We start from the raw sequence: 22,920 nt of genomic DNA on the forward strand, positions 1-22,920 counted from the left end.
GGGGCGTCCGGCATCGCGATCCTCGTTCCGCCGTTGGTCCACGTGGTTCTCCGGGGTCGGGCTGGACGGCTCCGGTTATGTACGGACGGGATCGGTGTAGCGCTCAACGGGATGGGGGCCGAGAGGCCGGCCGGGACAGGCTCGCGATCCCGGCCGCCTCCGCCGGGTAGCGTGCGGTCAGCTCCGCCGCGTCTCCGTGTTCGTAGCCCGCGAAGGTGAAGCCCGGGGCCATCGTGCAGCCGAACAGGGTCCAGGAGCCGCCCGCTGCCACCCTGCCGCCCATCCACGTGCCCGCCGGGACCGTGAACTGGGCGTGCTGGCCCCGCAGGACGTCCGGTCCGAGCACCACCGTCCGCGTGGTGCCGTCCGGGGCGAGCAGGAGGAGCTCCAAAGGGTCGCCCCGGTAGAAGTGCCAGATCTCGTCGGTCGGCAGGCGGTGGAGGGCGGAGAAGTCGTCCGCCGTCAGGAGCGCGACGATCGCCGTGCCCTCCGGCCTGCCGTCGGGGCGGTCGGGCCCGGCCCAGGTCTGACGGAAGAGGCCGCCCTCGCTGGGGATCGGCTCCAGGCCGTAGTGGGCGATGAGGTCCTCGGGGGTCACCCGGGGAACATTAGCTCCCGGTCGAGGAAGGCGAGCTGGGCCTTTTTCTCCGGCAGGTACACGTCCGGCAGGTCGATCTCCGGGAGGACCACCACCGGGCCCGGAGCGAAGCCGAGTCCGAGGAAGCGGGCGACCGCCTTCTCGTTGCGCACGTCCGGGTCGACCACGACCCGCCTGCGGTCCAGGCCGAGCAGGACGTACGCGGTGATGGCCACCACCAGCCGGGCGGTCCAGCCGGGTTGTCCGCCGCCCGGTCCCGCGGGGGCGAGCAGCAGGTGGACGCCGATGTCGCCGGGGCGGACGTCGTAGCACGCGCTGACGCGGTCGGCCTCCGGCTCGTAGGTCTGCAGGAGCGCGACCGGCTCGCCGTCCCGGACGACGAGGTGGGCGTGGTGGGTGTCGAGCGTGGCCATGTGGGCGTAGACCGCGGCGACCTGTTGTTCGGTCAGCTCGGTCATGCCCCAGAAGGCGGCCCGTTCCTCGCCGACCCAGCGGTGGATCACGGCGGCGTCGGCGTCGGGGTCGAGCGGCAGGACACGGACGGTGCCGAAGCCGTCGACCACCTGCTCGTGGACGGGCGTGCGGGAGGCGTAGGGGTCAGACATCGCATTCCTTCTGCATCGTGGTCCAGTCGGTGACGACCGGGACGAGGTCTCCGGCGAGCCACAGGGGGAGCTGGTCGCGGTGGTGGGGCGAGCCGGGGACGCCCGAGGCGCCGAGCGGGACCACCCAGCGGCTGTCCTCGCGCCGGGCCAGGTCCCAGACGTACCGGGCGGCCGGGCCCCGGGCGGCACGTTCGGTGAGGCCCGGCACGCCCGAGGTGCACAGCACGCAGTCGTGGTCGCCGGACAGTCCCGGTTCGTCGTACGGCTGCTCCGGCTCCAGCGCACGCCAGGGGGCGAGGCGGTGGGTGTCGCCCCAGACGCCGGCCGGCGGGCGCAGGGCCACTTCCTCGATCGCCGCGCGGACGGCCGCCGGGCGGTCGACGCCGAACAGCTCCCCGGCCCGCAGCAGGTGTTCGAGGGCGAAGCCGACCCGGGGGACGAGGGCCAGCCAGGGCTGGAACACCTCCGGGTACACCGGTGGTGTGGTGAGCGCGGCGAACGCCGGGTGCGCCGCGAGGCGCCGTACGACCGCTCCGCGCACGGCCGCGTACAGGGCCGCGTCGGCGCTGCCGGCGTCCATGCGGCGGTCCCAGCCGAGGAGGCGGTCCCGGAGGGCGGCGGCCTCGGATGTGAGGTCGTCGAGGGCGGCGAGACGCTCCAGGAGGGGGGCCGCCGACGCCAGATGGGTGTCCGTGTGGATCGCGGGCATGGCGGCGGCGGACCAGCGCTCCTTGCCCGCGAGCAGCGCGGCGATGCGGTCGGCGCGGTGCGGCGGGGCGAACTCGACGCCGAGGGGTGCGGCCGGGCCGCGCTGGTTGGCCATGACGGCGACGCCGTCGGTGAGCCCGGCGCGCGGGGTCGCGTGCCAGCCCCGCCACTCGTGGCCGGGCTCCCACGCGGGCACCACCCGCAGGGAGTTGGTCTCGGCGCGCAGCGGCACCCGCCCGGCGACGCGGTGCAGGACGCCGCCCTCGGTGTCGGCGGCCTGAACGACGTTGACCGGCTCGGCCCAGTGGTCGAAGGCCCGGTCCACGTCGGCGACCCGCCGGGCCCGCAGCAGCGGCAGCAGGGCGGCGAAGCCGAGGTCGCCGGTGACGCGGGGCGGGTAGCGCAGGCTGATCGCCACGGGCAGGCCGGAGGGGTCGGCCGGGTCGCCGTCCAGGCCCTCGGGCCCGCCGATGATCACCGGGCCGCGGCCGGTCTCGATCACCTCGGCCTCGACCGGGTCCTCGCCCGCCACCTCGACGGTCTCCGTGTGCCGGGCCGCCCGCCGCCAGACCCCGTCCGGGTCGAGGGCCTCCACCCCGGCGCCGGTGCGCCGCAGCCGCTCGCGGTAGAGGTCCTGGTAGTCGGACATGGCGTTGGTGATGGCCCAGGCGACCGTGCCGGTGTGCCCGAAGTGGGCGATGCCGGGGACCCCGGGGACGGCCAGGCCCACGACGTCGAACTCCGGGCAGGACAGGTGGATCTGCTGGTAGACGCCCGGGTCCTCGATCCAGCGGTGCGGGTCACCGGCGATGACCGCCTGCCCGGTGACGGTCCGCTCGCCGCCGACCAGCCAGCCGTTGCTGCCGGAGGTGCCGGGGCCGTCGGCGGCGAAGAGGCCGATGGCGTCCGCACCCAGGTGGGCGGCGACCTGCTCGCGCCAGAGCTTGGCGGGGAATCCGGCGAAGAGGATGTGGGTGGCGAGCCAGACGCCGAGCGGGGTCCAGGGCTCCCAGCCGCCGGGGGTGAGACCGGTGCGGGCGAACTCGGGGGAGGTGCTGCCGGCCAGACCCTCGTTGACCCCGTCGACGTACGCGCGCACCCACCGCGCCGTCCCGGGCTCCCGTCTCTCCAGATCCGCGAAGCAGCGTCTGGCGGTGTCGTCGAGCCGGGCCCGTCTGGCGAACCGGTCCCAGGCCAGGGCGCTCCCGCCGAGGAAGGACGCCGAGGTGCCCTGCGCCCGGTGCCGCTCGATCTCCAGCTGCCAGGCCCGGTCGCGGGCGGTGACGAGGCCCTGGGCGTGGGCGAGTTCGGCCGCGCTGCCCGCGCGCAGATGCGGAATGCCCCAGGCATCACGGTAGATCTCGGTGGCCACGCCGGGTCTCCTCTGTCCTTTGGGTTGAATCTTCTCTTGGCTGAATTTCTTTAGGTTAGGCTTGCCTAAGTCACAGCTGTGGCCGGAATCGTACGCGAAGGGGCGGAAAAGCGAGGGGGCGGGGGCGGGGTTGGGAGGGCGCGGTCCTCAAACTGCTGCGCGGCAAGGACTTCGAGTTCACGGTGACGGACGTCGAGGACGTCACCCCGGAGTACCGGCGGCTGAGCTTCACCGACGGCGGTCTGCTGGCCGCCACCGGAGTGCACCCCACCATGTGGGTACGGCTGTGGTTCGACAACGCGGGCAAGCCGCACCAGCGGGCCTACACCCTCGTCGACCCGGACGCCGAGACCGGCACCTTCCAGCTGGAGTTCGCCCTGCACGAGGGCTGTGCCAGCGACTGGGCGAGGGCGGCGAAGCCGGGCGACACCATCGAGGCGACCGTCCAGGGCACCGGCTTCGAGCACCCGGACCCCGCGCCCTCGCACCTCTTCGCCGTCGGCGACCCGGCCTCGCTCCCGGCCATCAACTCCCTCCTGGACGCCCTGGGCTCCGCCCCGGCCACCGTCTGGTTCGAGGGCGGCGACGACGACCTGCCGTTCCGCACCGACCCGGACCGGCACGAGCTGCGCAAGGTGCCGCGCCAGGATTCCGGCGCGCACCTCGTCGACCGGGTGAGGGCGGACCTGCCCGGCCTGCTCCGGGAGACGCCCGACCCGTACGTCTGGATCGCCTGCGACACGGCGACGACCCGGGCCCTCGGGGCGTACGTCCGCAAGGAACTGGGCCTGCCCAAGCAGCGGGTGCACGCGCTGGGGTACTGGCGGGCGACCTGAGCGGCGGCCGGGCCCGCGCCGGGGGATGATCGGGGCATGGACGTCACACTTCACCTCGCCCAGGATCCCGAGGCCGACGCGCTGCTCGGCCGCAGTCCGCTCGCCGCGCTGGTCGGCATGCTGCTGGACCAGCAGGTTCCTATGGAGTGGGCGTTCAAGGGCCCGGCGACGATCGCCCAGCGGCTGGGCGGCGACGACCTGGACGCGCACGAGATCGCCGCGCACGAGCCGGAGGCCTTCGCCGCGCTGCTCTCCCAGAAGCCGGCGGTGCACCGCTACCCGGGCTCCATGGCCAAGCGGATCCAGCAGCTGTGCGCGTACCTCGTCGAGCACTACGACGGTGACGCCGAGGCCGTCTGGAAGGACGCCGGCACCGGCAAGGACCTGCTGAAGCGGCTCGCGGAACTGCCCGGCTTCGGCAAACAGAAGGCCCAGATCTTCCTCGCCCTCCTCGGCAAGCAGCTCGGGGTGCGGCCCACGGGCTGGCGAGAGGCCGCGGGCTCCTACGGCGAGCCGGACTCGTTCCGCTCGGTCGCCGACATCACCGGCCCCGAGTCACTGGTCAAGGTACGGGCCCACAAGCAGGAGATGAAGGCAGCGGCCAAGGCGTCGAAGGCCACCGGAAAGTAGCCGCCGCCGCACGCCTCCGGCGGGTGGACGCGGGCACCGGTCAGTCGACCCGGGGGGCCGGCCGGCCGCGGGGTGCCGCCGGCCGCCCGGTCAGGCGGCGAGCACGCGGCCGCACCTGCGCCGGCCCTCAGACGCCGAACCTCCGGCCACGAGCGCCGTCCGCAGGCTCCCCCAAATCCACCGGCAAGCATCGAGCACGCCAGACACCGACACCGGCCCGCCACCAAAACCCACGGCGCACCCGACGGCAGGACATCGAACACCACGCCGCACGGACCACCCGCGACCAGGCTCCGGCCAAGCCGCACGGACGTCAGGCCACAGACCGGCCCAAGGCCACCGGCAAGCAGCGAGCACACGAGACACCGACACCGGCCCGCCGCCAGAACCCGGGGCGCGGCCGACGTGCGGGCAGCGAGCTCCTGGCCCGCAGGGGCACCCCCGAGCAGCAAGCACCCCGGGCACGGGCACCGGCCCGCAGACTCGCCCAGGGCCGCCGGTGAGCAGCGTGCGCCCGACACCTCGGCGTCATTCGGCCGGCCCGGCTCAGGTGGCGGCTGCCTGCGGTGCGATCCCAGCATGAACCATGAGCGAGCCACCCGACGGCTCCCCCTGGGACCCGGAGCACGACGCCTCCGACATACGACGCCCCGCATCCCCGGCCCCCCGCCGCGGGGATGCGGGAGGCGTGAGGTCCCGCTGTCGCGACCTCCCCGGGCCCCTCGCCGGCTTGGGCCGAGCGAGCGGATCTCGCGACCTGCGGGATGAGCCGCGCGGACGGCGGGGGGAATGACGTCCCGTGAGCCCCGAACCGCAGCCGGAACCCCGCGGCCTCCGCCGCCTCATCTGGCTGCGCGTGCTCGTCCTGCTGCTCGCCCTGCTCGTGCCGGGCGCCCACGCCGAGGCGCTGACGGGGCCGACGGCGACCGTCTCCGGGGAGAGCACCACCGTCGAGTGCGACCTCTTCGACACGGCCCTGCGCCCACCGGCCCGGGGCGTCCGCCGCACCGCCGCTCCGCCGGCCCCGGCCCCGCTCCCCGAGCCTGCCCACACCGCACGGCTCCCCCTGCCCGTCCCCGCGGACCCGCCGTACGACCCTCGTCCCCTGCGTTCCGAGGTCCTGCGCTGCTGACAGGTCCGTCCCGGACCCGGTCTGTCCGTCCGTCCCGCACGGAACCAGAACGACGAGCAACGACGAGGAACCCAGCCATGCTCCAAGACCCGTACGCCGTCATGCGCGCCCTCCTGCGCGCGGAAGCCGCCCGCAGCACCCCCAAGCCCCGCCCCCGCCCCCACTCCCAGCCGGACACCCGGAAGCCGCCGCAGCCCCCGGAGGGGCAGGGACAAGGGCAGGGGCAGGGAAGAGATCGCGGCTGACGCAACCCGCACGGCGGAGGCGCCCACGCCTCCGCCGTCCCCATCACCTGCGTCGCATGGCCGACCGCCTCGGCCGTCCCCATCGCCTGCGCCGCGTGGCCTGCCGTCTACGCCGTCCCCATCGTCTGCGCCGCGTGGCCTGCCGTCTACGCCGCCCCCATCGCCTGCGCCGCGTGGCCTGCCGTCTACGCCGTCCCCATCGCCTGCGCCGCGGGCCTACCGCCTGCGCCGCCCCGAACGCCGTGCCGTGCCGAACGGCGATCGGGTCGCCCGGACGGGGATGCCGCACCCGACGCCGCCCAGGGCGTAGTACTCCGCCGGGAAACCGGTCGCCGTCCAGCGCTGGTGGACGTCCGCGGCCCGGCCCTCGACCCGCCCGTCCGGGTGGCCCGGCGCGGCGATCCCGGACAGGTCGCCTTTCATGTCCGCGAGGAAGACGGGCACGCCCTGGGCGGACAGCTGTTCGGCGATCAGCTGGAGCGTCTTGGTCTTGCCGGTGCCGGTGGCGCCGGCGACCAGCCCGTGGCGGTTGAGCATCGCCAGCGGCACCCGGACCTGCGCGTCCGGCAGACACTGCCCGCCCCACAGCAGAGCGCCCAGATGGAGGGCCGGACCCGAGAAGGCGTAGCCGGAGGCGTCCGCCGGGCCGGGTCAGCGATCCGCAGAGCCTCCTGGGGAGGGCGGCGGCACGCGCGGACACCTCCGGGGCGGAGGCCGACGGCATGGTCTCGCGGTCCGGCATATTCACGCACCTGTTTCCCCGTTCACACCACCTTGCGTGGATTTTTTCAGCGTCGTACTCGCTCGCCATGGCTGCGCCCGGAAGGTCTTGACCGGTAGGCTTTCCGTGTGATCTTCAAGCGCATCGGAAACGGCCGGCCGTACCCCGACCACGGCCGGGAAAGCACCCGGCAGTGGGCGGACGTCGCGCCGCGCCCGGTCCGCCTCGATCAGCTCGTGACGACCAAGGGTCAGCTCGATCTGGAAACACTGCTCGCCGAGGACTCGACGTTCTACGGCGACCTCTTCGCGCACGTCGTGAAGTGGCAGGGCGACCTGTACCTGGAGGACGGGCTGCACCGCGCGGTGCGGGCGGCACTCCAGCAGCGCCAGGTGCTGCACGCACGCGTGCTCGAACTGGACTGATCCCCGCCGGTCGCGGGTTGGCCCTTTCGGGTTCCGCTGGGCGACGTCGAATGATCATCTAGTAGGCATCGTCGCCCGGGCGCACTACGCTGCGCTCATGAGCATGCTGACTCCCCCCGGCATGGGCGGCAAGTACCGCATCAAGGGCAACAAGTACCCCCGGATGCGCCGGCCCCGGCGGCGCGGCAGGCTCGTCGTCCTGACCGTCGCGTCCGTCGTCGTCCTCGGCGTGGGCGGCTGGGGCACGCTGCAGCTCATCGACGTCTTCACCGGCGGCGGAAGAAAGGCTTCGGCGGCCGGTGACGGGACGGACTGCGGCACCACGACCAAGGCGAGCCCCTCGCCCAGCGCCGAGCCCCTGCCCCAGCCGCGCACGATCACCGTCAACGTGCTCAACGCCACCACCCGCGCGGGTTTGGCGAAGAAGACCGCCGACGAGCTCAAGAAGCGCGGCTTCAAGATCGGCGACGTGGGCAACGCGACCAAGCAGTACGACAAGAAGGTCAAGGGCACCGGTCTGCTGCTCGGCCCCGCCGCCGCGCTCGACACCTCACTGCCCGTGCTCGGCACCCAGCTCCCGGGCGCCGAACGGCGCACCGAGGCGTCCCGCAAGGGCGCCGCCGTCGACCTCGTCATCGGGGACGGCTTCAAGGAGCTGGCGAAAAAGCCGGACGCCGACCGGGCGCTGACCAAGCTGGCCACACCCGAGCCGGCGCCCACGACGAAGAAGGGCTGCTGAGAGGCCCTCCGGCCTACTCGGCCGCCCCGTACATGCGGTCGCCCGCGTCTCCGAGGCCCGGGACGATGTAGCCGTGCTCGTTCAGGTGCTCGTCGACCGAGGCGGTCACGACCGTCACCGGCGTGCCCGCGAGCTCGCGCTCCATGATCTCGACGCCCTCCGGGGCGGCCAGCAGCACCACGGCGGTCACGTCGTCGGCGCCGCGCCGGATCAGCTCCTGGATCGCCGCGACCAGCGTGCCGCCGGTGGCGAGCATCGGGTCGAGCACGTACACCTGACGCCCCGACAGGTCCTCCGGCATCCGCGTCGCGTACGTGGAGGCCTGCAGCGTCTCCTCGTTGCGGATCATGCCGAGGAAGCCCACCTCGGCGGTCGGCAGCAGCCGGACCATGCCGTCCAGCATGCCGAGCCCGGCCCGCAGGATCGGCACCACCAGTGGCCGCGGGTGGGACAGCTTGACGCCCGTGGTCCGCGCGACCGGCGTCTGGATGTCGACCTGTTCGGTGCGCACGTCACGCGTGGCCTCGTAGGCGAGCAGGGTGACCAGCTCGTCGGCGAGACGGCGGAAGGTCGCGGAGTCGGTGCGCTGGTCGCGCAGCGTGGTGAGCTTGTGTGCGACCAGAGGGTGGTCGACGACGTGGAGGCGCATGTCCACAACATTAACCGGGCGGGGTACCCCGGACCGCACGGCAAGCCCGCCGTCCGGCCGTCACCCGGTCACCGGCGTCAAACGGCCCGTCCGGGGGAAGGCGGAAGGGACGGACTGGGGGTGGTGAACCTGATGCCCGACCGGAAATTCCGAGACGATCCGTCGCCGCGCACGCGGCCGGGGACGGGCCCGGAGCCCGACCTGACGAACGGGACCGACGAGTCCGACGCCGAACGCCGCCGGCGTCGCGCCCGCTTCCTGCGCGATCTGGCAGAGGCCCGGGAGCTGCGCGACCGCGTCCAGCCGCGCCGTGCCAAGACGGCCCGGCTGCGGCACGCCATGCGCATGCGCACCTTCCGCTGGTAGGAAACGGGCGGGATAACCCCCGGCAAAGATCACGAACCGCGCGGCGGTTGTCGCGGCTGACCGTGCGTGGAGCGGGGCAAATCCGCGTACGATCCGCAGGTGGCGGCAACGGGCGTGCGAAGAGAACTGCCCAACACAGGGAGCCGAAGACGTCCCCTGAACGCCTTGTTTCTGCCACGATTCCGAGTGGGTGGGGCTCGGACGAGCACTCCCCGCCCGTAACCTCCGCCGGGGGGACCCCCAACCGGCACGCCTAAGACCAGTGGGAGAGTCACGGTGTACTTCGCCGCACTGCTCGCGCGCACCGAAGACGGGTGGGAAGCGAGCGACACAGAGCTCGACGATGTGGAGACCCTGTCGGATCTGGCCGACCTGGCCCGTGCAGCCTCCCCCGACGAGGACACGGTGCTCGTGCTCATCGAGCAGGAGGACGCCTGGTTCGGCGTCTTCCGCGTGGACGGCGAGGAGGACCCTCGCATCTACGTCTCGGACGCCGCCGCCGCTGCCCGCAGCAGCTACGGCGAGATCCTGCTCACCGACGAGCTGCTGGGCCGCGATCCGGACGACGGGGACGTCCTCGACGCCCTCGACCTCGACGGCACCGAGGACGGTGAAGCCGCCGAGGACGACGATGACGCCGAGGACGGCGCCGGGACCGCCGGCTCCGCCGAGTCCGTGCCGCACGGCCCGGTCGGCGACGCCCTGATCCTGGACGACCTCGGCGTGAGCGAGAAGGAACTGCGCCTGATGTCGACGGACGCCGTCACCGAGATCGCCGAGTCCCTGGGCGCCTCGGAGACCCTGGAGACCGTCCGCTGACCGGTCGTACCACCGCGGGGCCGCCGGATCCGGTCCGCGACCCCTGGCGGCCCGCGATGCGACTCGCCCTGGACGAGGCCGCCGGGGCCGTCCGGGGCGGGGACGTCCCCGTCGGCGCCGTCGTCCTGGCCCCGGACGGCGCGACCGTGCTCGCGGCCGGGCACAACGAACGCGAGGCCGGCGGCGATCCGACGGCTCACGCGGAGCTCCTCGCCCTGCGGCGGGCCGCGGCCGCCCTCGGCGCGTGGCGGCTCGCCGGCTGCACCCTCGTGGTCACGCTGGAGCCCTGCACGATGTGCGCGGGCGCGATCCAGCAGTCCCGCGTCGACCGGCTCGTCTACGGCGCCCGCGACGAGAAGGCCGGCGCGGCCGGTTCCCTCTGGGATCTGGTCCGCGACCGGCGGCTCAATCACCGGCCCGAGGTGATCGAGGGCGTGCTCGCCGAGGAGTGCGCCGGGCTGCTCACGGCGTTCTTCCGGGACCGCTGAATACCGATTTCAAAGCATGCGGCTCCTTGCTGTAAGGTCTCCCTCGGTAGCGTGTCCGAGCGGCCGAAGGAGCTCGCCTCGAAAGCGAGTGTGGCGCAAGTCACCGAGGGTTCAAATCCCTCCGCTACCGCTTGAGAAGGGCCCCGTCGACAGACGGGGCCCTTCGTGCGATCAGCCTCTTCGTGTGCTCGGCCCTTCGTGCGATCATGTGCGCTGCATGGGACGCGAGTGACAGGGGAGGCCGCGATGGCGGTGAACGCGAAGAAGGTCGCCGTCTACGCCCTCGTGGTCTTCGCGCTGTACGTGATCATCACGGACCCCGAGACGGCGGCCGACTACGTCCTCATAGGATTCCAGGGCATCTCGGATGCCGCCGGGGCCCTCGGCGACTTCGCCACGTGGGTCGCCAAGGGAGGAAAGTGATGATCCGCCACCTGGTTCTCTTCAGGCTCAACGAGGGCGTCGAGCGCGACGACGCCCGGGTCGTGAAGGGCGTCGAGGCCTTCCGCGCCCTGGAGGGCTCGATCCCCGAGATCCACTTCTGGGAGCTCGGCTGGAACGTCAGCGACCGCCCCATCGCGTACGACTTCGCCATCAACTCCGCCTTCGACGACGCGGACGCGCTGCGCCGGTACGTGGAGCACCCGGACCACCAGGCGGGTGTCGCGCTGTGGCGGGAGTTCGCCACGTGGGTGATCGCGGACTACGAGTTCTGACCCCCGGCCGGCCCGGTCGCTTCGAGCCCCCTGTCAGTGCGACAGGGGGCTTCTGTGTGACCTGAGTTCATTTATGCGCCATTCATCCCTCAACACGTACTTATGGGGTGCTTGCACACAGTGCACATGTCTTGTGATGCTATGACCGCTTTTGATGGAAGAGTTGAACGATGAGTTGACGATGACGAGGTGGAATTGACCGTGCTGGCCAGTACCGCACCTCAGGCACCCACCTCGGAAACCCCGGAAGCCCCGGAAGCCCCGGAAACCGCTCCACCCGCTCCACCCGCTCCCCAGCGGAGCCGTGGGGCCGACACCCGCGCTCTCACCCAGGTCCTCTTCGCGCAGCTCAAGGAGCTCCAGCCGGGCACCCCGGAGCACGACCGCGTACGCGGGGCGCTCATCGAGGCCAATCTCCCGCTCGTGCGCTACGCGGCCGCCCGGTTCCGCTCCCGCAACGAGCCGATGGAGGACGTCGTCCAGGTCGGCACCATCGGGCTCATCAACGCCATCGACCGCTTCGACCCGGACCGGGGCGTGCAGTTCCCGACGTTCGCGATGCCGACGGTCGTCGGCGAGATCAAGCGGTACTTCCGCGACAACGTCCGCACGGTCCATGTGCCGCGGCGGCTGCACGAGCTGTGGGTGCAGGTCAACAGCGCGACGGAGGACCTGACGACCTCCTTCGGGCGCACCCCGACGACCTCGGAGATCGCCGCGCGGCTGCGCATCACCGAGGGCGAGGTGCTGTCCTGCATCGAGGCCGGGCGGTCGTACCACGCGACCTCCCTGGAGGCCGCGCAGGAGGGCGACGGGCTGCCGGGGCTGCTGGACCGGCTCGGTTACGAGGATCCCGCGCTGGACGGCGTGGAGCACCGGGATCTCGTACGGCACCTGCTCGTTCAGCTGCCCGAGCGGGAGCAGCGGATCCTGCTGCTGAGGTACTACAGCAATCTCACGCAGTCCCAGATCTCCGCGGAGCTCGGCGTCTCGCAGATGCACGTGTCGCGGCTACTCGCGCGTAGCTTCCAGAGGTTGCGGTCTGCGAACCGCATCGACGCGTAACCGCAAACGCGAGCGAGAGGTCACCGCGAGGAGGGAATCCCTCATCAGGGCGGTTGCCGACAGTTGAGGGCCGAAACACCGTCAGACCCCTTGTTTGCAGGGCGTATTCGCGTCTCAGATGTCGACATGTCACTACAGCGTGTTGCCGACATGTGACATTCTGCGGGAAGCGCGTTTGCCGGAGCTCCGGTTCCGGTATTCAGGTGAAGGCTGCGTTCCTCAAGCGGGGGCGTTCGCCACGACCGTCCCGCGACCCAAAGGGGGTGGCATGTCCGCAGAACAGGGCAGCTCGAAGGTGCTCACGCTCGCGGAGAGCGAGACAGCTCCCCATGCTCTCGACTCACTCGGCCCCATCGATGACGTACCGGCCGTTCCGGCCGAGCCCGTCCCGGTCCTTCCGGCTGCGGGCGCCATCGACACCCGCACCCTGTCCCGCTCCCTGTTCCTGCGGCTGGCCGCGCTCGACGAGGACAGCCCCGAGCGTGCGTACGTCCGTGACACGCTCATCGAGCTCAACCTCCCGCTCGTGCGGTACGCCGCCGCGCGGTTCCGGTCCCGGAACGAGCCGATGGAGGACATCGTCCAGGTCGGCACGATCGGGCTGATCAAGGCGATCGACCGGTTCGACTGCGAACGGGGCGTCGAGTTCCCCACGTTCGCGATGCCAACCGTCGTGGGCGAGATCAAGCGGTTCTTCCGCGACACGTCGTGGTCGGTGCGGGTGCCGCGCAGACTGCAGGAGCTGCGGCTCGCTCTGACCAAGGCCAGTGACGAGCTCTCGCAGAAGCTGGACCGGTCGCCGACGGTCACCGAACTCGCCTCCGTGCTGGGCGTGTCCGAGGAGGACGTCGTCGACGGGCTGGCGGTGGGGAACGCCTACACGGCGTCCTCGCTGGACTCGCCGGCGCCGGAGGACGACGGTGGCGAGGGATCGCTGGCGGACCGGCTGGGGTACGAGGACACCGCGCTGGAGGGTGTGGAGTACCGGGAGTCCCTGAAGCCGCTGCTGGCGAAGCTGCCGCCCCGTGAGCGGCGGATCATCATGCTGCGGTTCTTCGCGAACATGACGCAGTCGCAGATCGGCGAGGAGGTCGGCATCTCGCAGATGCACGTCTCCCGGCTGCTGACCCGGACGCTGGCGCAGCTCCGGGAAGGCCTGATCTCGGACTGACCGAGGGCCCGCCGAAGGCAGACCGAAGGCTGGGGCGCGGCTGTTGGGGCCGCGCCGTATGCCTGCGGCTGCTTCGGGTGGGTGCGCGTCGTCTGCGCCTGACGCCGGGGGTGGGTCGGGGCCGCGCCGGGGGTGTCCGTCCTCGGAACGGCGCAATGGGGTGTCCTACCGGCTGACTGGCGTTGACGCGCCAACCGCTGCGGGCGGACACCCCGACACGTCCCCTTGCGTCGTCCGGCGGGTGCGGGTGCGTCTCCGCTCGGCTGCGGGCACACCCGGCCACGGCAGCGACGCCCAGGTGGGTGAGAGTCAGGCCAGTGCCAGCCAGGCCACCGCCGCGATGACCGCCACGGCGACGACTACGCCGAGGATGAGACCGATGCGCGGACCGCTGCTGGACGGGGCCGCCGCCTGACGGCCCTGCGGGGCCTCGTCGACGAACGCGCGGAACATCTGGGTGCTGCCGGCGGGGTCGTGATTGCCCTGCGGGGCCTGGTTGTTAGCCATGGCCCGAGACCCTAGCGAAAACGCCGGGACTCCCCAAGTGGGGGTTGGGGTTCCGTTTGACCCCGACCGACCCCTACCGCCAGGCTCGCCACCAGCACATTTACTTCCGCAACACTTGCCTTTGCCAACTTTTTGTTTCCACGCCTCCCTTTTTATTTGCCTTCAGCAACCAACAGCTCCTACGGTTGCCCTAAGCAACGAAAGCGGGAGGTGTCATGGCCGAACAGGCGCAGTACGAAGAGCTGGTCCGCCAGTTCAGCGCCTTCGGCGCCGTGAAGCGGGAGCTCGGCCGGATCATGCCCGCCGAATGCCCCGGCGGGTCGGCGGCCGTCCTGACGCTGCTGGGACGCCACGGGGACATGCGCATGAGCAAGCTCGCCGAGCTGCTGGCGGTGGACATGTCGGTCACCAGTCGCCATGTCGCGCACGTCGTGGACCGGGGCTGGATCGAGCGCTCCCCCGACCCAGCGGACAAACGCTCACGCATCCTGCGCCTCACTCCCGCGGGCCACACACAGCTCGACGAGCTGTCCCGGCGGACCACCGAGGTCCTCGCCGAGCGCCTGAGCGACTGGTCCGACGAGGACGTCGGCCGGCTCACCAGCCTCATGGCGCGGCTGAGGGAGAGCTTCGACTGCCGACCCGGGACCAGGGCCGCACCGGCCGCTTTCGACCAGACCACCCGTACACCCGCAAGCACGTAAGAGAAGGAAGCCCATGGCAACGACCACACCAGCCGGTGTGCGGGCTCATGCCAAGCACGGGGGAGGCTCCCACGGCTCCTCCGGCGACGGCGCTCCGATGACGCACCGGCAGATCATGGAGGCCCTCACCGGCCTCCTGCTCGGCATGTTCGTCGCGATCCTGTCGTCGACGATCGTCTCCAACGCCCTGCCCCGGATCATCAGCGACCTCGGCGGCGGCCAGAGCGCCTACACCTGGGTCGTGACCGCGTCCCTGCTGACGATGACCGCGTCCACCCCGCTGTGGGGCAAGCTCGCCGACCTGTTCTCCAAGAAGCTGCTGATCCAGTTCGCGCTGGTCGTCTTCGTGCTGGGTTCGGCGGCGGCCGGCATGTCCCAGAACCCGGGCATGCTCATCACCTTCCGCGCGGTCCAGGGCATCGGCATGGGCGGTCTGTCCGCGCTGGCCCAGATCATCATGGCGGCGATGATCTCGCCGCGTGAGCGCGGCCGCTACAACGGCTACCTCGGCGCCACCTTCGCCACCGCCATGGTCGGCGGTCCGCTGGTCGGCGGTGTCATCACCGACACCGACTGGCTCGGCTGGCGCTGGTGCTTCTACGTCGGCGTGCCCTTCGCCGTGATCGCCCTGATCGTGCTGCAGAAGACCCTGCACCTGCCCGTGGTCAAGCGGAAGGTCAAGGTCGACTGGGCCGGCGCCTTCTTCATCACGGCGGCCGTCTGCCTGCTGCTGGTCTGGGTCACCTTCGCGGGTGACAAGTACGACTGGGTGTCCTGGCAGACGTACGCGATGGTCGGCGGCTCGCTGGTGCTGCTGGCGCTGTTCGTCCTCGTCGAGGCGAAGGCGAGCGAGCCGATCATCCCGCTGCGGCTGTTCCGCAACCGCACCATCGCGCTGGCTTCGCTGGCCTCGCTGTTCGTCGGTGTCGCGATGTTCGCGGGGACCGTCTTCTTCAGCCAGTACTTCCAGCTGGCCCGCGACAAGTCGCCCACGATGTCCGGCGTCATGACGATCCCGATGATCGCGGGTCTGTTCATCTCCTCCACCGTCTCCGGCCAGGTCATCACCCGGACCGGGCGCTGGAAGGGCTGGCTGGTCGGCGGCGGTGTGCTGGTGACCGCGGGCCTGGGCCTGCTGGGCACGATCCGGTACGACACCGAGTACTGGCACATAGCGATCTTCATGGCGCTGCTGGGTCTCGGCATCGGCATGATGATGCAGAACCTGGTGCTGTGCACGCAGAACCAGGTGGAGCCGGGCGACCTGGGTGCCGCCAGCTCCACGGTGACCTTCTTCCGGTCCCTCGGCGGTGCGGTGGGCGTCTCCGCCCTGGGCGCGGTCCTGGGCACCCGGATCACCGACTACGTCAAGGACGGCCTCGCCGACCTCGGCCCCAAGGGCGCGGCCCTCGGTCACGCCGGCACGGGCGGCGGAGGCATCCCCGACCTGAGCACGATGCCCGCGCCGATCCGCACCGTCGTGGAGAGCGCCTACGGCCACGGTGTCGCGGACGTGTTCCTCTACTCGGCCCCGCTGGCGCTGCTCGCGCTGCTGGTGTCGCTGTTCATCAAGGAGGTCCCGTTGAAGACGAAGGGCGGGCTGGCGCAGGCCGCCGACACGGAGACGCCGGCTGTGGTTCCGGCCGAAGTCGCCGTCGAGGCCGCCGAGGCGGAGAAGGCCGCGCCGAGCTGGGCCGAGACCGAGGCCGCCGGCGGGACCGGGCCCGAGGGGACGCAGCGGCTCGCCGCCGTCGCCACGGCGGTGCGTGCCGAGGAGGCCTCCGGTGGTGTCCCGGTCCGCGGTTTCGTCCGCGGGAACGAGTCCGCGCCCGTGCCGCAGGCCGCCGTCACGCTGATCTCACTGGCCGGGCGTCAGCTGGGCAGGTCCGTGGCACAGGCCGACGGCTCGTACGCGGTGGACGCCCCGGGCTCCGGTTCGTACGTCCTGATCGCCTCCGCCGACGGCTTCCAGCCGCAGGCGTCCACGGTCGTGGTGAACGGCGAGCCGGTCGCCTACGACATCCTGCTCAGCGGCACCAGCGGGCTGACCGGCCTGGTGCGGGCCGCCGGGAGCGGGGAGCCGGTCAAGGACGCCATGGTCATCGTGACGGATGTGCGCGGGGACCTGCTGGCCAACGGGACCACGGGTGAACAGGGCGAGTTCTCCTTCGCCGAGCTGGTGCCCGGGGCGGTGACCGTCGCGGTGAACGCCGCCGGGTACCGGCCGCGCGCCCTGCCCGTCGAGGTGGGCGGCACCGGGGTCACCCGGGTAGAGATCGACCTGGACCCGGGCGCCCGCGTCCAGGGTGTCGTCCGCGCCCCGCACGGCCCGCTGGCCGACGCCCGGGTGACGCTGGTCGACCAGGCGGGCAACGTCGTCGGCTCGGCCACGACCGGGACGGACGGGGCGTACGCCTTCACCGACCTGGACGGCGGCGAGTACACCGTCATCGCCACGGGCTACCCGCCGGTGGCCACCGCCCTGACGGTCACGGGCGTCGGCACCGACGCCCACGACATCGAACTCGCCCACCCCGGCGAGTAGTACGGACCCCGGCCCGTGACAGGTGGGCGCGCTCTGAGCGGAGGTGCGCCCCCTGTCGCGGGCCGGTTTCTTTCTGAGGAGCAGTTGAGATGGGACTGACCGCGAGGATCCGCACCCGGGACGGATGGGCCGTGTCACACGCGGTCGTCACGGTGGCGGACACGACCGGTGCGCAGGTGCTGCGGGCCGAGGCCGACGCGGAGGGCTTCGTGCGGGACGCGACGCCGATGGAGCCGGGGGCGTACACGGTCATCGTCACGGCGGTGGGCTATGCGCCCGCGGCCTCCAGCGTGATCGTGACCGCGAGCGGGCGGGCCGAGGCCGGCACCGTGACGCTGGCGCGCCAAGGCGGCACCGAGCTGCCGCCGCCCGGCCCGTGGACCGTCGACCCGGTGCACTCCAGCGTGGCCGCCATGGCGCAGCACCTGGGCATCTCCAGCGTGCACGGCCGGTTCACGGAGTTCTCCGGCTCGATCGAGATCGCCCCGGACGACGTCACCGAGTCGCGCGTGCAGGCGGTGATCCGGGCGGCGTCGATCGACACCGGCAACGGCATGCGCGACGGGCACCTGAAGTCGCCGGACTTCCTGGACGTCGAGCGGTTCCCGGAGATCACCTTCCGGTCGACGGGGCTGACGGCGGCCGGGTCCGACCGGTGGACCGTCCACGGCGAGCTGGGCATGCGCGGGGTCGTCCGGCCCGTGGACCTGGATCTGGCCTACCTCGGCACGGGCCCGGACCCGTGGGGCGGCACCCGGGCGGCGTTCCGCGCGACGACGGAACTGCACCGCGAGGACTTCGCGATGAACTACAACCAGGTGCTGCAGGCCGGTATCGCCGCCGTCGGCACGACGCTGAAGGTGGAGCTGGACATCCAGGCCGTGCAGGGCGAGTCACTTCCGGCGGTGTGAGTCCGGGGCGGACACCCGCGCCACCAACTGGCCGCACAGGTCCCGGAGCTTGACGTTCCGGTCCTGCGAGACCCGGCGCAGCCGCTCCAGCGCGATCCGTGCGTCGATCCGCTCCCGGGCCATCAGGATGCCGACCGCCTGGTCGATGACACTGCGGGAAAGCAGCGCGGTGCGCACATCGGCCGCCGACTGGCGCCGGCGTTCGATACGCAGCGCCACGTCGATCGCGTCCCCGGCCCGGGCCGCGAAGGCACGGGCCGCGTCCTGGCCCGTGTCCAGCGCCCCGGCCCGCACCCCGTAGTAGTTGAGCGCGGCGCCGCTCTCGCCCTCGACGGCGACCGGCACCGCCAGCACACAGCGGACGCCCGTGGAGAGCGCGTACTGCGTGTACGACGGCCAGCGGGACTCCTCGGCGAGATCCGGGGCGTACTGCTCCTCGCCGGTCTCGGCCGCGTCCACGCAGGGCCCCGAGCCGTTCTCGTACTGGCGCAGGTCCAGGCCGCTGGGCATGCCGTCACTGCCGGCCAGGGTGAGCAGCCGGCCCCCGCGGCGCACGGTGATGCTGCACGCCTCCGCGCCGGGCACCTCCTGCACCGCGCGGTCGGTCAGATCGCGCAGCAGGGTGTCGAGACCGCTGCTGCGCACCATCGCCTGGTCCAGCGTGTCGGACGCTTCGGAGCTCATGACCGTACGGGTATCCCGTCACCGGCCGGACACGCCCCCGACGTAATTCAGCTCACCTCAGGGGGTGTTGTGCGCACCGACGATCCGGCGGGCGAGGTCGCGCAGTTTCACGTTCTCCCGCTGGGAGGCCCGCACCAGGCTCTCGAAGGCCGCGGACGCGTCGATGCCCTGGCGTTCCATGAGGATGCCGGTGGCCTGGCCGATCAGGTCCCTGGTGTGCATGGCCTCGGTGAGCTGCTCGCGCACGGTCGCCGAGTCCAGGGCGATGCTGACGTGCGCGCTGAACAGCCGGCCGACGCGCGTGGCCTCCTCGTCGAAGACGCCCGGCTTGCGCGCGTACGCCGTGAGGACGGTGAGCCGGCGACGGTCGGCGCGCAACCGCAGCGACAGCGCGGAGCGCAGCCCCAGCGCCGCGAGCACGTCCCAGCCGTCGTCCGCCTCGCTGTCCGTTATGCGCGCCACCGGGCTGTTCCACAACTGGTCCCACAGGCCGTGCTGTTCGCGGCCGGTGTGCCGGGACTCGGCGGAGCGCACGACCTCGTCGGTCCAGGCGAGCGTGCGGAGCTTGTCGCCGCGCTCGATCACGGAGATGCCGGCGTGCTCGGCGCCCGGCATGAGATGGACCGCCAGCCGGACCGCCGTGCGCAGGGCGCTGTGCGGCGTGAGGGTTTCGTGCAGCTGCTGAGAAGCCACCGTGAGGGCTTCGGCCAGCTCGGCGCCAGCCGGAAAACGGGGCAAATCAGGAAACTCGGACGCAGCCACCACGAACCTCTTCGGCATGCACGGCCATGGCCGTGCGCAGGAGAGCTCCGCAGCACATTCCCGACTGCGAGCACAGGACGGACAGCACTCTAACTGTTCGGTTGCCTCCAAGTGACGCCCGGCCGACGCCGCTGCGGGGCGCTTCCACCACCCGCCCCCCGCATGGTGGAATGGCGCCACGGGTCAGGAAGCGGCCTTACCGGAAACCGGACGAACGTCTGCCAGGTGAGTGCCGTGACCTTCTTCACGAATCCCACAGAACCGCGCGACCTCCCCGGTCGCGTCCACCTCACGATGCCCGCCGAGATCGACTTCTGCAACGCGGCGGAGCTGCTGCCGCTCGTCCTGTCCGCGGCCGGGGCCCGGCGTGACCGGCTGGAGGTCCTCGTCCTCGACCTGAGCACGACCTCCTTCATGGACTCCCAGGGCGTCCGCCTCGTCAACGACGTGCGGCGCCGGCTGCCTCCCGGGGCCGTGCTGCGTCTGGTGGCCCGGCCCGAGGGGATCACCGCCCGCGTCCTGGAGCTGACCGGCCTGCGCCGGGACGTCCCCGTGTACGACGACCTCGCCGAAGCCCTGGCGTCGTAGGCTGCCGCACATGGCACCGAACATCGCGACGAACACCCGCGTCTCCCTGGACGAGTTGCTCGACTTCGTGCGCCCCCGGCACCACGCGATCCTGCTGACCCGCAGGACCGACGGTGGCCCCCAGGGCTCCCCGCTGACCTGCGGTGTCGACGACTCCGGCCGGATCGTGGTCTCCACCTACCCGGAGCGCGCCAAGACCCGCAACGCCAAGCGGGACCCCCGCGTGAGCCTGCTCGTGCTCAGCGACGACTGGAACGGCCCCTGGGTGCAGATCGACGGCACGGCCGAGGTCGTCGACTCCCCCGACTCCGTCGAACCGCTTGTCGAGTACTACCGGAACATCGCCGGGGAGCACCCGGACTGGGACGAGTACCGCGCGGCCATGCTCAAGCAGGGCAAGTCGATCATCCGGATCACGCCGGAGCGGTGGGGGCCGGTGGCGACCGGGGGGTTCCCGGCGCGGCTGGTCGAAGGGGAGTAGGTCAGCGCTCCGCGGCGGCTTCCCGCTCGCGGGTGACCATCGCCTCGATGCCCGCGATCAGCAGTTCCAGCGCGAATTCGAAGTCGCGCTCCAGCATCTCGGCGACCGTGTCGCCGCCGCGGGCCGCCATGATCTCCCGCGACTCCTTCAGGACGTCGGCGGCCTGCGGGGCGGCGGTCACGGCGTTCAGCGTCTGCTGGAAGTACTCGTCGACGCTCATGCCGCCGGCCGTGGCCCGGGAGGCGAGGTGGCCCTCCAGGGTGCCGTAGCCGTAGACGAACTGGAAGACGGCCGAGATCGTGCTCGTCATGCGTTTCGCGGGCAGGCCGGTCCTGCGGACGACGCGCTGGACCACCCGGGAGAACGCCAGGCTGTTGGGGCCGATGTTGAGGAAGACCCCGACCAGCGCGGACACCCAGGGGTGCCGCACGAGCAGCGTCCGGTACTCCCGGGCGAGCGCCCGCACCTGGTCCCGCCAGTCCTCGCCGGCGTCCGGATCGGGCAGCCGCATCCCGCCCATGACCTCGTCCAGGGCCAGTTCGAGCAGGTCGTCCTTGGTGTCGACGTACCAGTAGACGGACATCGCGGTGACGTTCAGCTCACCGGCCAGCCGCCGCATCGAGAATTTGGCCAGTCCTTCGGCGTCCAGCAGCCGCACGGTGACCTCGATGATGCGCGCCCGGTCCAGTCCCGAGGGCTGCCCGCCACCGCGCCGCCGGTGCGCCGTGCCCTCCAGCCAGACGCTGGACCGCGGCTGATCCTGCCGGGCGGCTTTCGTCATGGCGCACCTACCTCTGCTTTCGAACGCCGATCATGCCAGGCGCCCCGGAAGGGCGCGGGGCTGTGCCGATGTACGGCTCCGCCGCGTGGGCGCGCTCCGCCGCAACGGCCCCGCACCCGCGCGATGACCGCACACCCCGAGCTCCTAGGCGGACTCTGCCCGCTCAGCACGCCGAAGCAACGCCGCCGCGACCAGCCCGCCCGCCAGCACGGCAACCGCACCCACCAGCTGACTGGTCTCCAGCCCTGAGGCGAACGCGTCGGAGATCCTGGCCTTCTCCTCGGCCGAGTCGGCCGCGGTCAGCGCCGCCGGCAACGATGCGGCGGACACGGCGACCAGCGAGGCGAACCGGGAGTTGAGCACGGCGCCGAGGACGGCGACGCCCAGTCCGTTGCCGAACTCCGCGAGCGTCCCGTTGATCCCCGCTCCGACCCCCGCCTTCTCGGGCGGTATCGCGCCCATGATCGCGTTGGCCATCGCCGGCATGGACAGCGCCACACCCGCCCCCATCACGACCAGTCCGAGCAGCATGCCCTCGTACCCGTGCCCTCCGAGCAGCGCGATCGCCGCGAGCCCGGCGGACACCAGGGTCATGCCGAGCGCGATCGCCGCCGGGGTGCCCGCCTTGAGGACCAGCTTCGCCCCGGCCCCCGTGAAGTTGAGCGCGACGACGGTCAGCGCCAGCGGCGCCGTCCGCAGCCCCGCGTCCAGCGGCTCGTAGCCGAGGACGAACTGCAGGTGCTGGGTGAGCAGGAACAGTGACCCCGTCATGCCGAACGCCACGAGGATCGCGCCCGCGACCGCGCCCACGAATTTCTGGTTGCGGAAGAAGTGCATGTCGAGCATCGGGTGCTCGGTGCGCAGCTCCCACAGCACGAACAGGCCGAGCACGACCACGCCGATCAGCGCCGAGACCAGCACCTGCGCGGAGGTCCAGCCGTGCTCGGGCCCGGTGATGATCGCGTACACCACGGCCGTCATGCCGATGGTCGAGAGCACCGCGCCGAGCAGGTCGGGCCGGTCACCGGCCTTGTGCTTGGACTCCGGCACCAGCGCGGCGACCGCGACCAGGCCGAGCAGCGCGACCGGGATGTTGATCAGGAAGATCGCGCCCCACCAGAAGTGGTTCAGCATCACGCCGCCGATCAGCGGTCCGGCCGCGAAGCCGAGCGAACTGACCGTCGACCACAGCGCGATGGCCTTCACCCGCTCCTGGTCGTCGAAGATCTGTACGACGACGGCGAGGATCGTGGTCATCAGCAGCGCGCCGCCGATGCCCATGCCCGCGCGGGCCGCGATCAGCTGGCCCGGACTCTGGGAGAGCCCGGCCGCCAGCGAGCCCAGGCCGAAGACCGCCAGGCCCGACATCAGCAGCAGCTTGCGGCCGTAGCGGTCGGCGGCGTTGCCCGCGGTGAGCAGCAGGCCCGACTGCACCAGTGCGTAGGCGTTCATCATCCACTGGACGTCGGCGGTCGTCGCGTCCATCTCGCGGGTGAGCGAGGGGATGGCCACGTTCAGGATCGTGTTGTCGAGCAGCACGGTGAGCTGCGCGAGGCAGACGACACCGAGGATCAGCCAGCGTTGCGGGTGGCTTCCGTGGGCCGTCTGCGGCGGGGCCGTTTCCTGGGGGGACGTCGTCATGCTGTACACCGTAGAACAGTTCCTATACGGC

The 22,920-nt window shown here is 71.8% G+C and carries 27 protein-coding genes, 1 tRNA gene and 1 pseudogene; 19 read left to right on the top strand and 10 right to left on the bottom strand.

Annotation, left to right across the window (positions count from 1 at the left end):
* Nucleotides 1–103: 103 nt before the first annotated feature.
* The 3 genes from A4E84_RS19315 to A4E84_RS19325 are packed head-to-tail and all read right to left on the bottom strand — an operon-like array spanning nucleotide 104 to nucleotide 3,283.
* A complete protein-coding gene (locus tag A4E84_RS19315; protein WP_062927781.1) occupies nucleotides 104–598 on the bottom strand; it encodes a cupin domain-containing protein in 495 nt (164 codons plus the stop codon).
* Nucleotides 595–1,203, bottom strand: a complete 609-nt coding sequence (locus tag A4E84_RS19320) for a GNAT family N-acetyltransferase (protein WP_062927782.1) — start codon at nucleotides 1,201–1,203, stop codon at nucleotides 595–597. Before A4E84_RS19320 ends, A4E84_RS19315 begins: the two co-directional genes overlap by 4 nt.
* A complete protein-coding gene (locus tag A4E84_RS19325) occupies nucleotides 1,196–3,283 on the bottom strand; it encodes a penicillin acylase family protein (protein ID WP_062927783.1) in 2,088 nt (695 codons plus the stop codon). The genes A4E84_RS19320 and A4E84_RS19325 overlap by 8 nt, the downstream gene beginning before the upstream one ends.
* A 152-nt stretch (nucleotides 3,284–3,435) precedes the next feature.
* Here A4E84_RS19325 and A4E84_RS19330 point away from each other — a divergent pair, with 152 nt between their 5' ends.
* The 4 genes from A4E84_RS19330 to A4E84_RS42945 all read left to right on the top strand — a co-directional run bounded on the left by A4E84_RS19330 (nucleotide 3,436) and on the right by A4E84_RS42945 (nucleotide 6,126).
* Nucleotides 3,436–4,119 (top strand): siderophore-interacting protein, encoded by a 684-nt coding sequence (locus tag A4E84_RS19330; RefSeq protein WP_062927784.1) that lies wholly within the window; start codon nucleotides 3,436–3,438, stop codon nucleotides 4,117–4,119.
* A gap of 36 nt (nucleotides 4,120–4,155) precedes the next feature.
* Complete coding sequence (locus tag A4E84_RS19335; RefSeq protein WP_062927785.1) at nucleotides 4,156–4,749, top strand: HhH-GPD-type base excision DNA repair protein; 594 nt, start codon at nucleotides 4,156–4,158, stop codon at nucleotides 4,747–4,749.
* 799 nt (nucleotides 4,750–5,548) lie between these two features.
* Nucleotides 5,549–5,881, top strand: a complete 333-nt coding sequence (locus A4E84_RS19340; RefSeq protein WP_063827504.1) for a hypothetical protein — start codon at nucleotides 5,549–5,551, stop codon at nucleotides 5,879–5,881.
* A gap of 77 nt (nucleotides 5,882–5,958) precedes the next feature.
* Nucleotides 5,959–6,126, top strand: coding sequence for a hypothetical protein (locus A4E84_RS42945; RefSeq protein ID WP_159029594.1), 168 nt, complete (start codon nucleotides 5,959–5,961; stop codon nucleotides 6,124–6,126).
* 249 nt (nucleotides 6,127–6,375) lie between these two features.
* On the opposite strand, the pseudogene A4E84_RS19345 reads toward A4E84_RS42945, so the two are convergent.
* A pseudogene (locus tag A4E84_RS19345) lies at nucleotides 6,376–6,868 on the bottom strand (helicase HerA-like domain-containing protein); the annotation flags it as partial.
* Nucleotides 6,869–6,975: 107 nt separating this feature from the next.
* Here A4E84_RS19345 and A4E84_RS19350 point away from each other — a divergent pair.
* Nucleotides 6,976–7,272, top strand: coding sequence for a type II toxin-antitoxin system VapB family antitoxin (locus A4E84_RS19350; protein WP_003999914.1), 297 nt, complete (start codon nucleotides 6,976–6,978; stop codon nucleotides 7,270–7,272).
* Nucleotides 7,273–7,393: 121 nt separating this feature from the next.
* The gene (locus tag A4E84_RS19355) at nucleotides 7,394–8,011 is read left to right on the top strand and encodes a LytR C-terminal domain-containing protein (protein ID WP_062927787.1); all 618 of its coding nucleotides are present in this window, start codon (nucleotides 7,394–7,396) and stop codon (nucleotides 8,009–8,011) included.
* Nucleotides 8,012–8,024: 13 nt separating this feature from the next.
* Here the strand turns inward: A4E84_RS19355 and upp are convergent, their stop codons facing one another.
* Nucleotides 8,025–8,660, bottom strand: a complete 636-nt coding sequence (gene upp / locus A4E84_RS19360) for a uracil phosphoribosyltransferase (protein ID WP_062927788.1) — start codon at nucleotides 8,658–8,660, stop codon at nucleotides 8,025–8,027.
* A 132-nt stretch (nucleotides 8,661–8,792) separates the two neighbouring features.
* On the opposite strand from upp, the gene A4E84_RS19365 reads away from it, so the two are divergent.
* The 8 genes from A4E84_RS19365 to A4E84_RS19395 all read left to right on the top strand — a co-directional run bounded on the left by A4E84_RS19365 (nucleotide 8,793) and on the right by A4E84_RS19395 (nucleotide 13,285).
* Complete coding sequence (locus A4E84_RS19365) at nucleotides 8,793–9,026, top strand: hypothetical protein (protein ID WP_062931519.1); 234 nt, start codon at nucleotides 8,793–8,795, stop codon at nucleotides 9,024–9,026.
* 276 nt (nucleotides 9,027–9,302) lie between these two features.
* Nucleotides 9,303–9,845, top strand: coding sequence for a tRNA adenosine deaminase-associated protein (locus A4E84_RS19370; protein ID WP_062927789.1), 543 nt, complete (start codon nucleotides 9,303–9,305; stop codon nucleotides 9,843–9,845).
* A gap of 56 nt (nucleotides 9,846–9,901) precedes the next feature.
* The gene (gene tadA, locus A4E84_RS19375) at nucleotides 9,902–10,333 is read left to right on the top strand and encodes a tRNA adenosine(34) deaminase TadA (protein ID WP_062927790.1); all 432 of its coding nucleotides are present in this window, start codon (nucleotides 9,902–9,904) and stop codon (nucleotides 10,331–10,333) included.
* A gap of 45 nt (nucleotides 10,334–10,378) precedes the next feature.
* A tRNA-Ser gene (locus A4E84_RS19380) sits at nucleotides 10,379–10,463 on the top strand.
* Between the two features lie 116 nt (nucleotides 10,464–10,579).
* The gene (locus A4E84_RS43455) at nucleotides 10,580–10,756 is read left to right on the top strand and encodes a hypothetical protein (RefSeq protein WP_107308349.1); all 177 of its coding nucleotides are present in this window, start codon (nucleotides 10,580–10,582) and stop codon (nucleotides 10,754–10,756) included.
* Nucleotides 10,756–11,049, top strand: coding sequence for a Dabb family protein (locus A4E84_RS19385; protein WP_062927791.1), 294 nt, complete (start codon nucleotides 10,756–10,758; stop codon nucleotides 11,047–11,049). The genes A4E84_RS43455 and A4E84_RS19385 overlap by 1 nt, the downstream gene beginning before the upstream one ends.
* A 201-nt stretch (nucleotides 11,050–11,250) precedes the next feature.
* A complete protein-coding gene (locus A4E84_RS19390) occupies nucleotides 11,251–12,114 on the top strand; it encodes an RNA polymerase sigma factor SigF (protein WP_062931520.1) in 864 nt (287 codons plus the stop codon).
* 268 nt (nucleotides 12,115–12,382) lie between these two features.
* The gene (locus A4E84_RS19395; RefSeq protein ID WP_062927792.1) at nucleotides 12,383–13,285 is read left to right on the top strand and encodes an RNA polymerase sigma factor SigF; all 903 of its coding nucleotides are present in this window, start codon (nucleotides 12,383–12,385) and stop codon (nucleotides 13,283–13,285) included.
* 309 nt (nucleotides 13,286–13,594) lie between these two features.
* Here the strand turns inward: A4E84_RS19395 and A4E84_RS19400 are convergent, their stop codons facing one another.
* Nucleotides 13,595–13,792: a hypothetical protein gene (locus tag A4E84_RS19400; protein WP_062927793.1), complete on the bottom strand. Its 198-nt coding sequence runs from the start codon at nucleotides 13,790–13,792 to the stop codon at nucleotides 13,595–13,597.
* Between the two features lie 215 nt (nucleotides 13,793–14,007).
* Between A4E84_RS19400 and A4E84_RS19405 the strand changes: the two genes are divergently transcribed.
* The 3 genes from A4E84_RS19405 to A4E84_RS19415 all read left to right on the top strand — a co-directional run bounded on the left by A4E84_RS19405 (nucleotide 14,008) and on the right by A4E84_RS19415 (nucleotide 17,952).
* Nucleotides 14,008–14,496 carry a MarR family winged helix-turn-helix transcriptional regulator gene (locus A4E84_RS19405; protein ID WP_062927794.1) on the top strand — a complete coding sequence of 163 codons (489 nt, stop codon included), beginning with the start codon at nucleotides 14,008–14,010 and terminating at the stop codon, nucleotides 14,494–14,496.
* 97 nt (nucleotides 14,497–14,593) lie between these two features.
* Nucleotides 14,594–17,041, top strand: coding sequence for an MFS transporter (locus A4E84_RS19410; RefSeq protein ID WP_062927795.1), 2,448 nt, complete (start codon nucleotides 14,594–14,596; stop codon nucleotides 17,039–17,041).
* Between the two features lie 89 nt (nucleotides 17,042–17,130).
* Complete coding sequence (locus A4E84_RS19415) at nucleotides 17,131–17,952, top strand: YceI family protein (RefSeq protein ID WP_062927796.1); 822 nt, start codon at nucleotides 17,131–17,133, stop codon at nucleotides 17,950–17,952.
* Here A4E84_RS19415 and A4E84_RS19420 read toward each other — a convergent pair.
* The gene (locus A4E84_RS19420) at nucleotides 17,935–18,636 is read right to left on the bottom strand and encodes a GAF and ANTAR domain-containing protein (RefSeq protein WP_062927797.1); all 702 of its coding nucleotides are present in this window, start codon (nucleotides 18,634–18,636) and stop codon (nucleotides 17,935–17,937) included. The two genes, A4E84_RS19415 and A4E84_RS19420, sit on opposite strands and share 18 nt — an antisense overlap.
* 57 nt (nucleotides 18,637–18,693) lie before the next feature.
* A complete protein-coding gene (locus A4E84_RS19425) occupies nucleotides 18,694–19,416 on the bottom strand; it encodes a GAF and ANTAR domain-containing protein (RefSeq protein WP_062927798.1) in 723 nt (240 codons plus the stop codon).
* A 207-nt stretch (nucleotides 19,417–19,623) separates the two neighbouring features.
* Here A4E84_RS19425 and A4E84_RS19430 point away from each other — a divergent pair, with 207 nt between their 5' ends.
* The gene (locus tag A4E84_RS19430; protein WP_257784343.1) at nucleotides 19,624–19,986 is read left to right on the top strand and encodes an STAS domain-containing protein; all 363 of its coding nucleotides are present in this window, start codon (nucleotides 19,624–19,626) and stop codon (nucleotides 19,984–19,986) included.
* 10 nt (nucleotides 19,987–19,996) lie between these two features.
* On the top strand, nucleotides 19,997–20,467 hold the full coding sequence (locus tag A4E84_RS19435; RefSeq protein WP_062927800.1) for a PPOX class F420-dependent oxidoreductase: 471 nt from the start codon (nucleotides 19,997–19,999) through the stop codon (nucleotides 20,465–20,467).
* A 1-nt stretch (nucleotide 20,468) separates the two neighbouring features.
* Here the strand turns inward: A4E84_RS19435 and A4E84_RS19440 are convergent, their stop codons facing one another.
* Together A4E84_RS19440 and A4E84_RS19445 are read right to left on the bottom strand one after the other, a co-directional pair.
* Entirely contained in the window at nucleotides 20,469–21,248 is a 780-nt protein-coding gene (locus A4E84_RS19440) for a TetR/AcrR family transcriptional regulator (protein WP_062927801.1), read from the bottom strand.
* A gap of 144 nt (nucleotides 21,249–21,392) precedes the next feature.
* Nucleotides 21,393–22,889, bottom strand: a complete 1,497-nt coding sequence (locus A4E84_RS19445; protein WP_062931521.1) for an MFS transporter — start codon at nucleotides 22,887–22,889, stop codon at nucleotides 21,393–21,395.
* Nucleotides 22,890–22,920: the final 31 nt, after the last annotated feature.

It is taken from the genome of Streptomyces qaidamensis (assembly GCF_001611795.1).
Classification (GTDB): domain Bacteria; phylum Actinomycetota; class Actinomycetes; order Streptomycetales; family Streptomycetaceae; genus Streptomyces; species Streptomyces qaidamensis.

What these genes read in the sequence shown, in the direction of transcription:
- A4E84_RS19445 (WP_062931521.1), bottom strand. Translation starts at nt 22,889, where the DNA reads ATGACGACGTCCCCCCAGGAAACGGCCCCGCCGCAGACGGCCCACGGA.
- A4E84_RS42945 (WP_159029594.1), top strand. Translation starts at nt 5,959, where the DNA reads ATGCTCCAAGACCCGTACGCCGTCATGCGCGCCCTCCTGCGCGCGGAA.
- A4E84_RS19395 (WP_062927792.1), top strand. Translation starts at nt 12,383, where the DNA reads ATGTCCGCAGAACAGGGCAGCTCGAAGGTGCTCACGCTCGCGGAGAGC.
- A4E84_RS19385 (WP_062927791.1), top strand. Translation starts at nt 10,756, where the DNA reads ATGATCCGCCACCTGGTTCTCTTCAGGCTCAACGAGGGCGTCGAGCGC.
- A4E84_RS43455 (WP_107308349.1), top strand. Translation starts at nt 10,580, where the DNA reads ATGGCGGTGAACGCGAAGAAGGTCGCCGTCTACGCCCTCGTGGTCTTC.
- tadA (WP_062927790.1), top strand. Translation starts at nt 9,902, where the DNA reads ATGCGACTCGCCCTGGACGAGGCCGCCGGGGCCGTCCGGGGCGGGGAC.
- A4E84_RS19320 (WP_062927782.1), bottom strand. Translation starts at nt 1,203, where the DNA reads ATGTCTGACCCCTACGCCTCCCGCACGCCCGTCCACGAGCAGGTGGTC.
- A4E84_RS19440 (WP_062927801.1), bottom strand. Translation starts at nt 21,248, where the DNA reads ATGACGAAAGCCGCCCGGCAGGATCAGCCGCGGTCCAGCGTCTGGCTG.
- A4E84_RS19365 (WP_062931519.1), top strand. Translation starts at nt 8,793, where the DNA reads ATGCCCGACCGGAAATTCCGAGACGATCCGTCGCCGCGCACGCGGCCG.
- A4E84_RS19425 (WP_062927798.1), bottom strand. Translation starts at nt 19,416, where the DNA reads ATGCCGAAGAGGTTCGTGGTGGCTGCGTCCGAGTTTCCTGATTTGCCC.
- A4E84_RS19355 (WP_062927787.1), top strand. Translation starts at nt 7,394, where the DNA reads ATGGGCGGCAAGTACCGCATCAAGGGCAACAAGTACCCCCGGATGCGC.
- A4E84_RS19335 (WP_062927785.1), top strand. Translation starts at nt 4,156, where the DNA reads ATGGACGTCACACTTCACCTCGCCCAGGATCCCGAGGCCGACGCGCTG.
- A4E84_RS19415 (WP_062927796.1), top strand. Translation starts at nt 17,131, where the DNA reads ATGGGACTGACCGCGAGGATCCGCACCCGGGACGGATGGGCCGTGTCA.
- A4E84_RS19405 (WP_062927794.1), top strand. Translation starts at nt 14,008, where the DNA reads ATGGCCGAACAGGCGCAGTACGAAGAGCTGGTCCGCCAGTTCAGCGCC.
- A4E84_RS19420 (WP_062927797.1), bottom strand. Translation starts at nt 18,636, where the DNA reads ATGAGCTCCGAAGCGTCCGACACGCTGGACCAGGCGATGGTGCGCAGC.
- A4E84_RS19400 (WP_062927793.1), bottom strand. Translation starts at nt 13,792, where the DNA reads ATGGCTAACAACCAGGCCCCGCAGGGCAATCACGACCCCGCCGGCAGC.
- A4E84_RS19410 (WP_062927795.1), top strand. Translation starts at nt 14,594, where the DNA reads ATGACGCACCGGCAGATCATGGAGGCCCTCACCGGCCTCCTGCTCGGC.
- A4E84_RS19435 (WP_062927800.1), top strand. Translation starts at nt 19,997, where the DNA reads ATGGCACCGAACATCGCGACGAACACCCGCGTCTCCCTGGACGAGTTG.
- upp (WP_062927788.1), bottom strand. Translation starts at nt 8,660, where the DNA reads ATGCGCCTCCACGTCGTCGACCACCCTCTGGTCGCACACAAGCTCACC.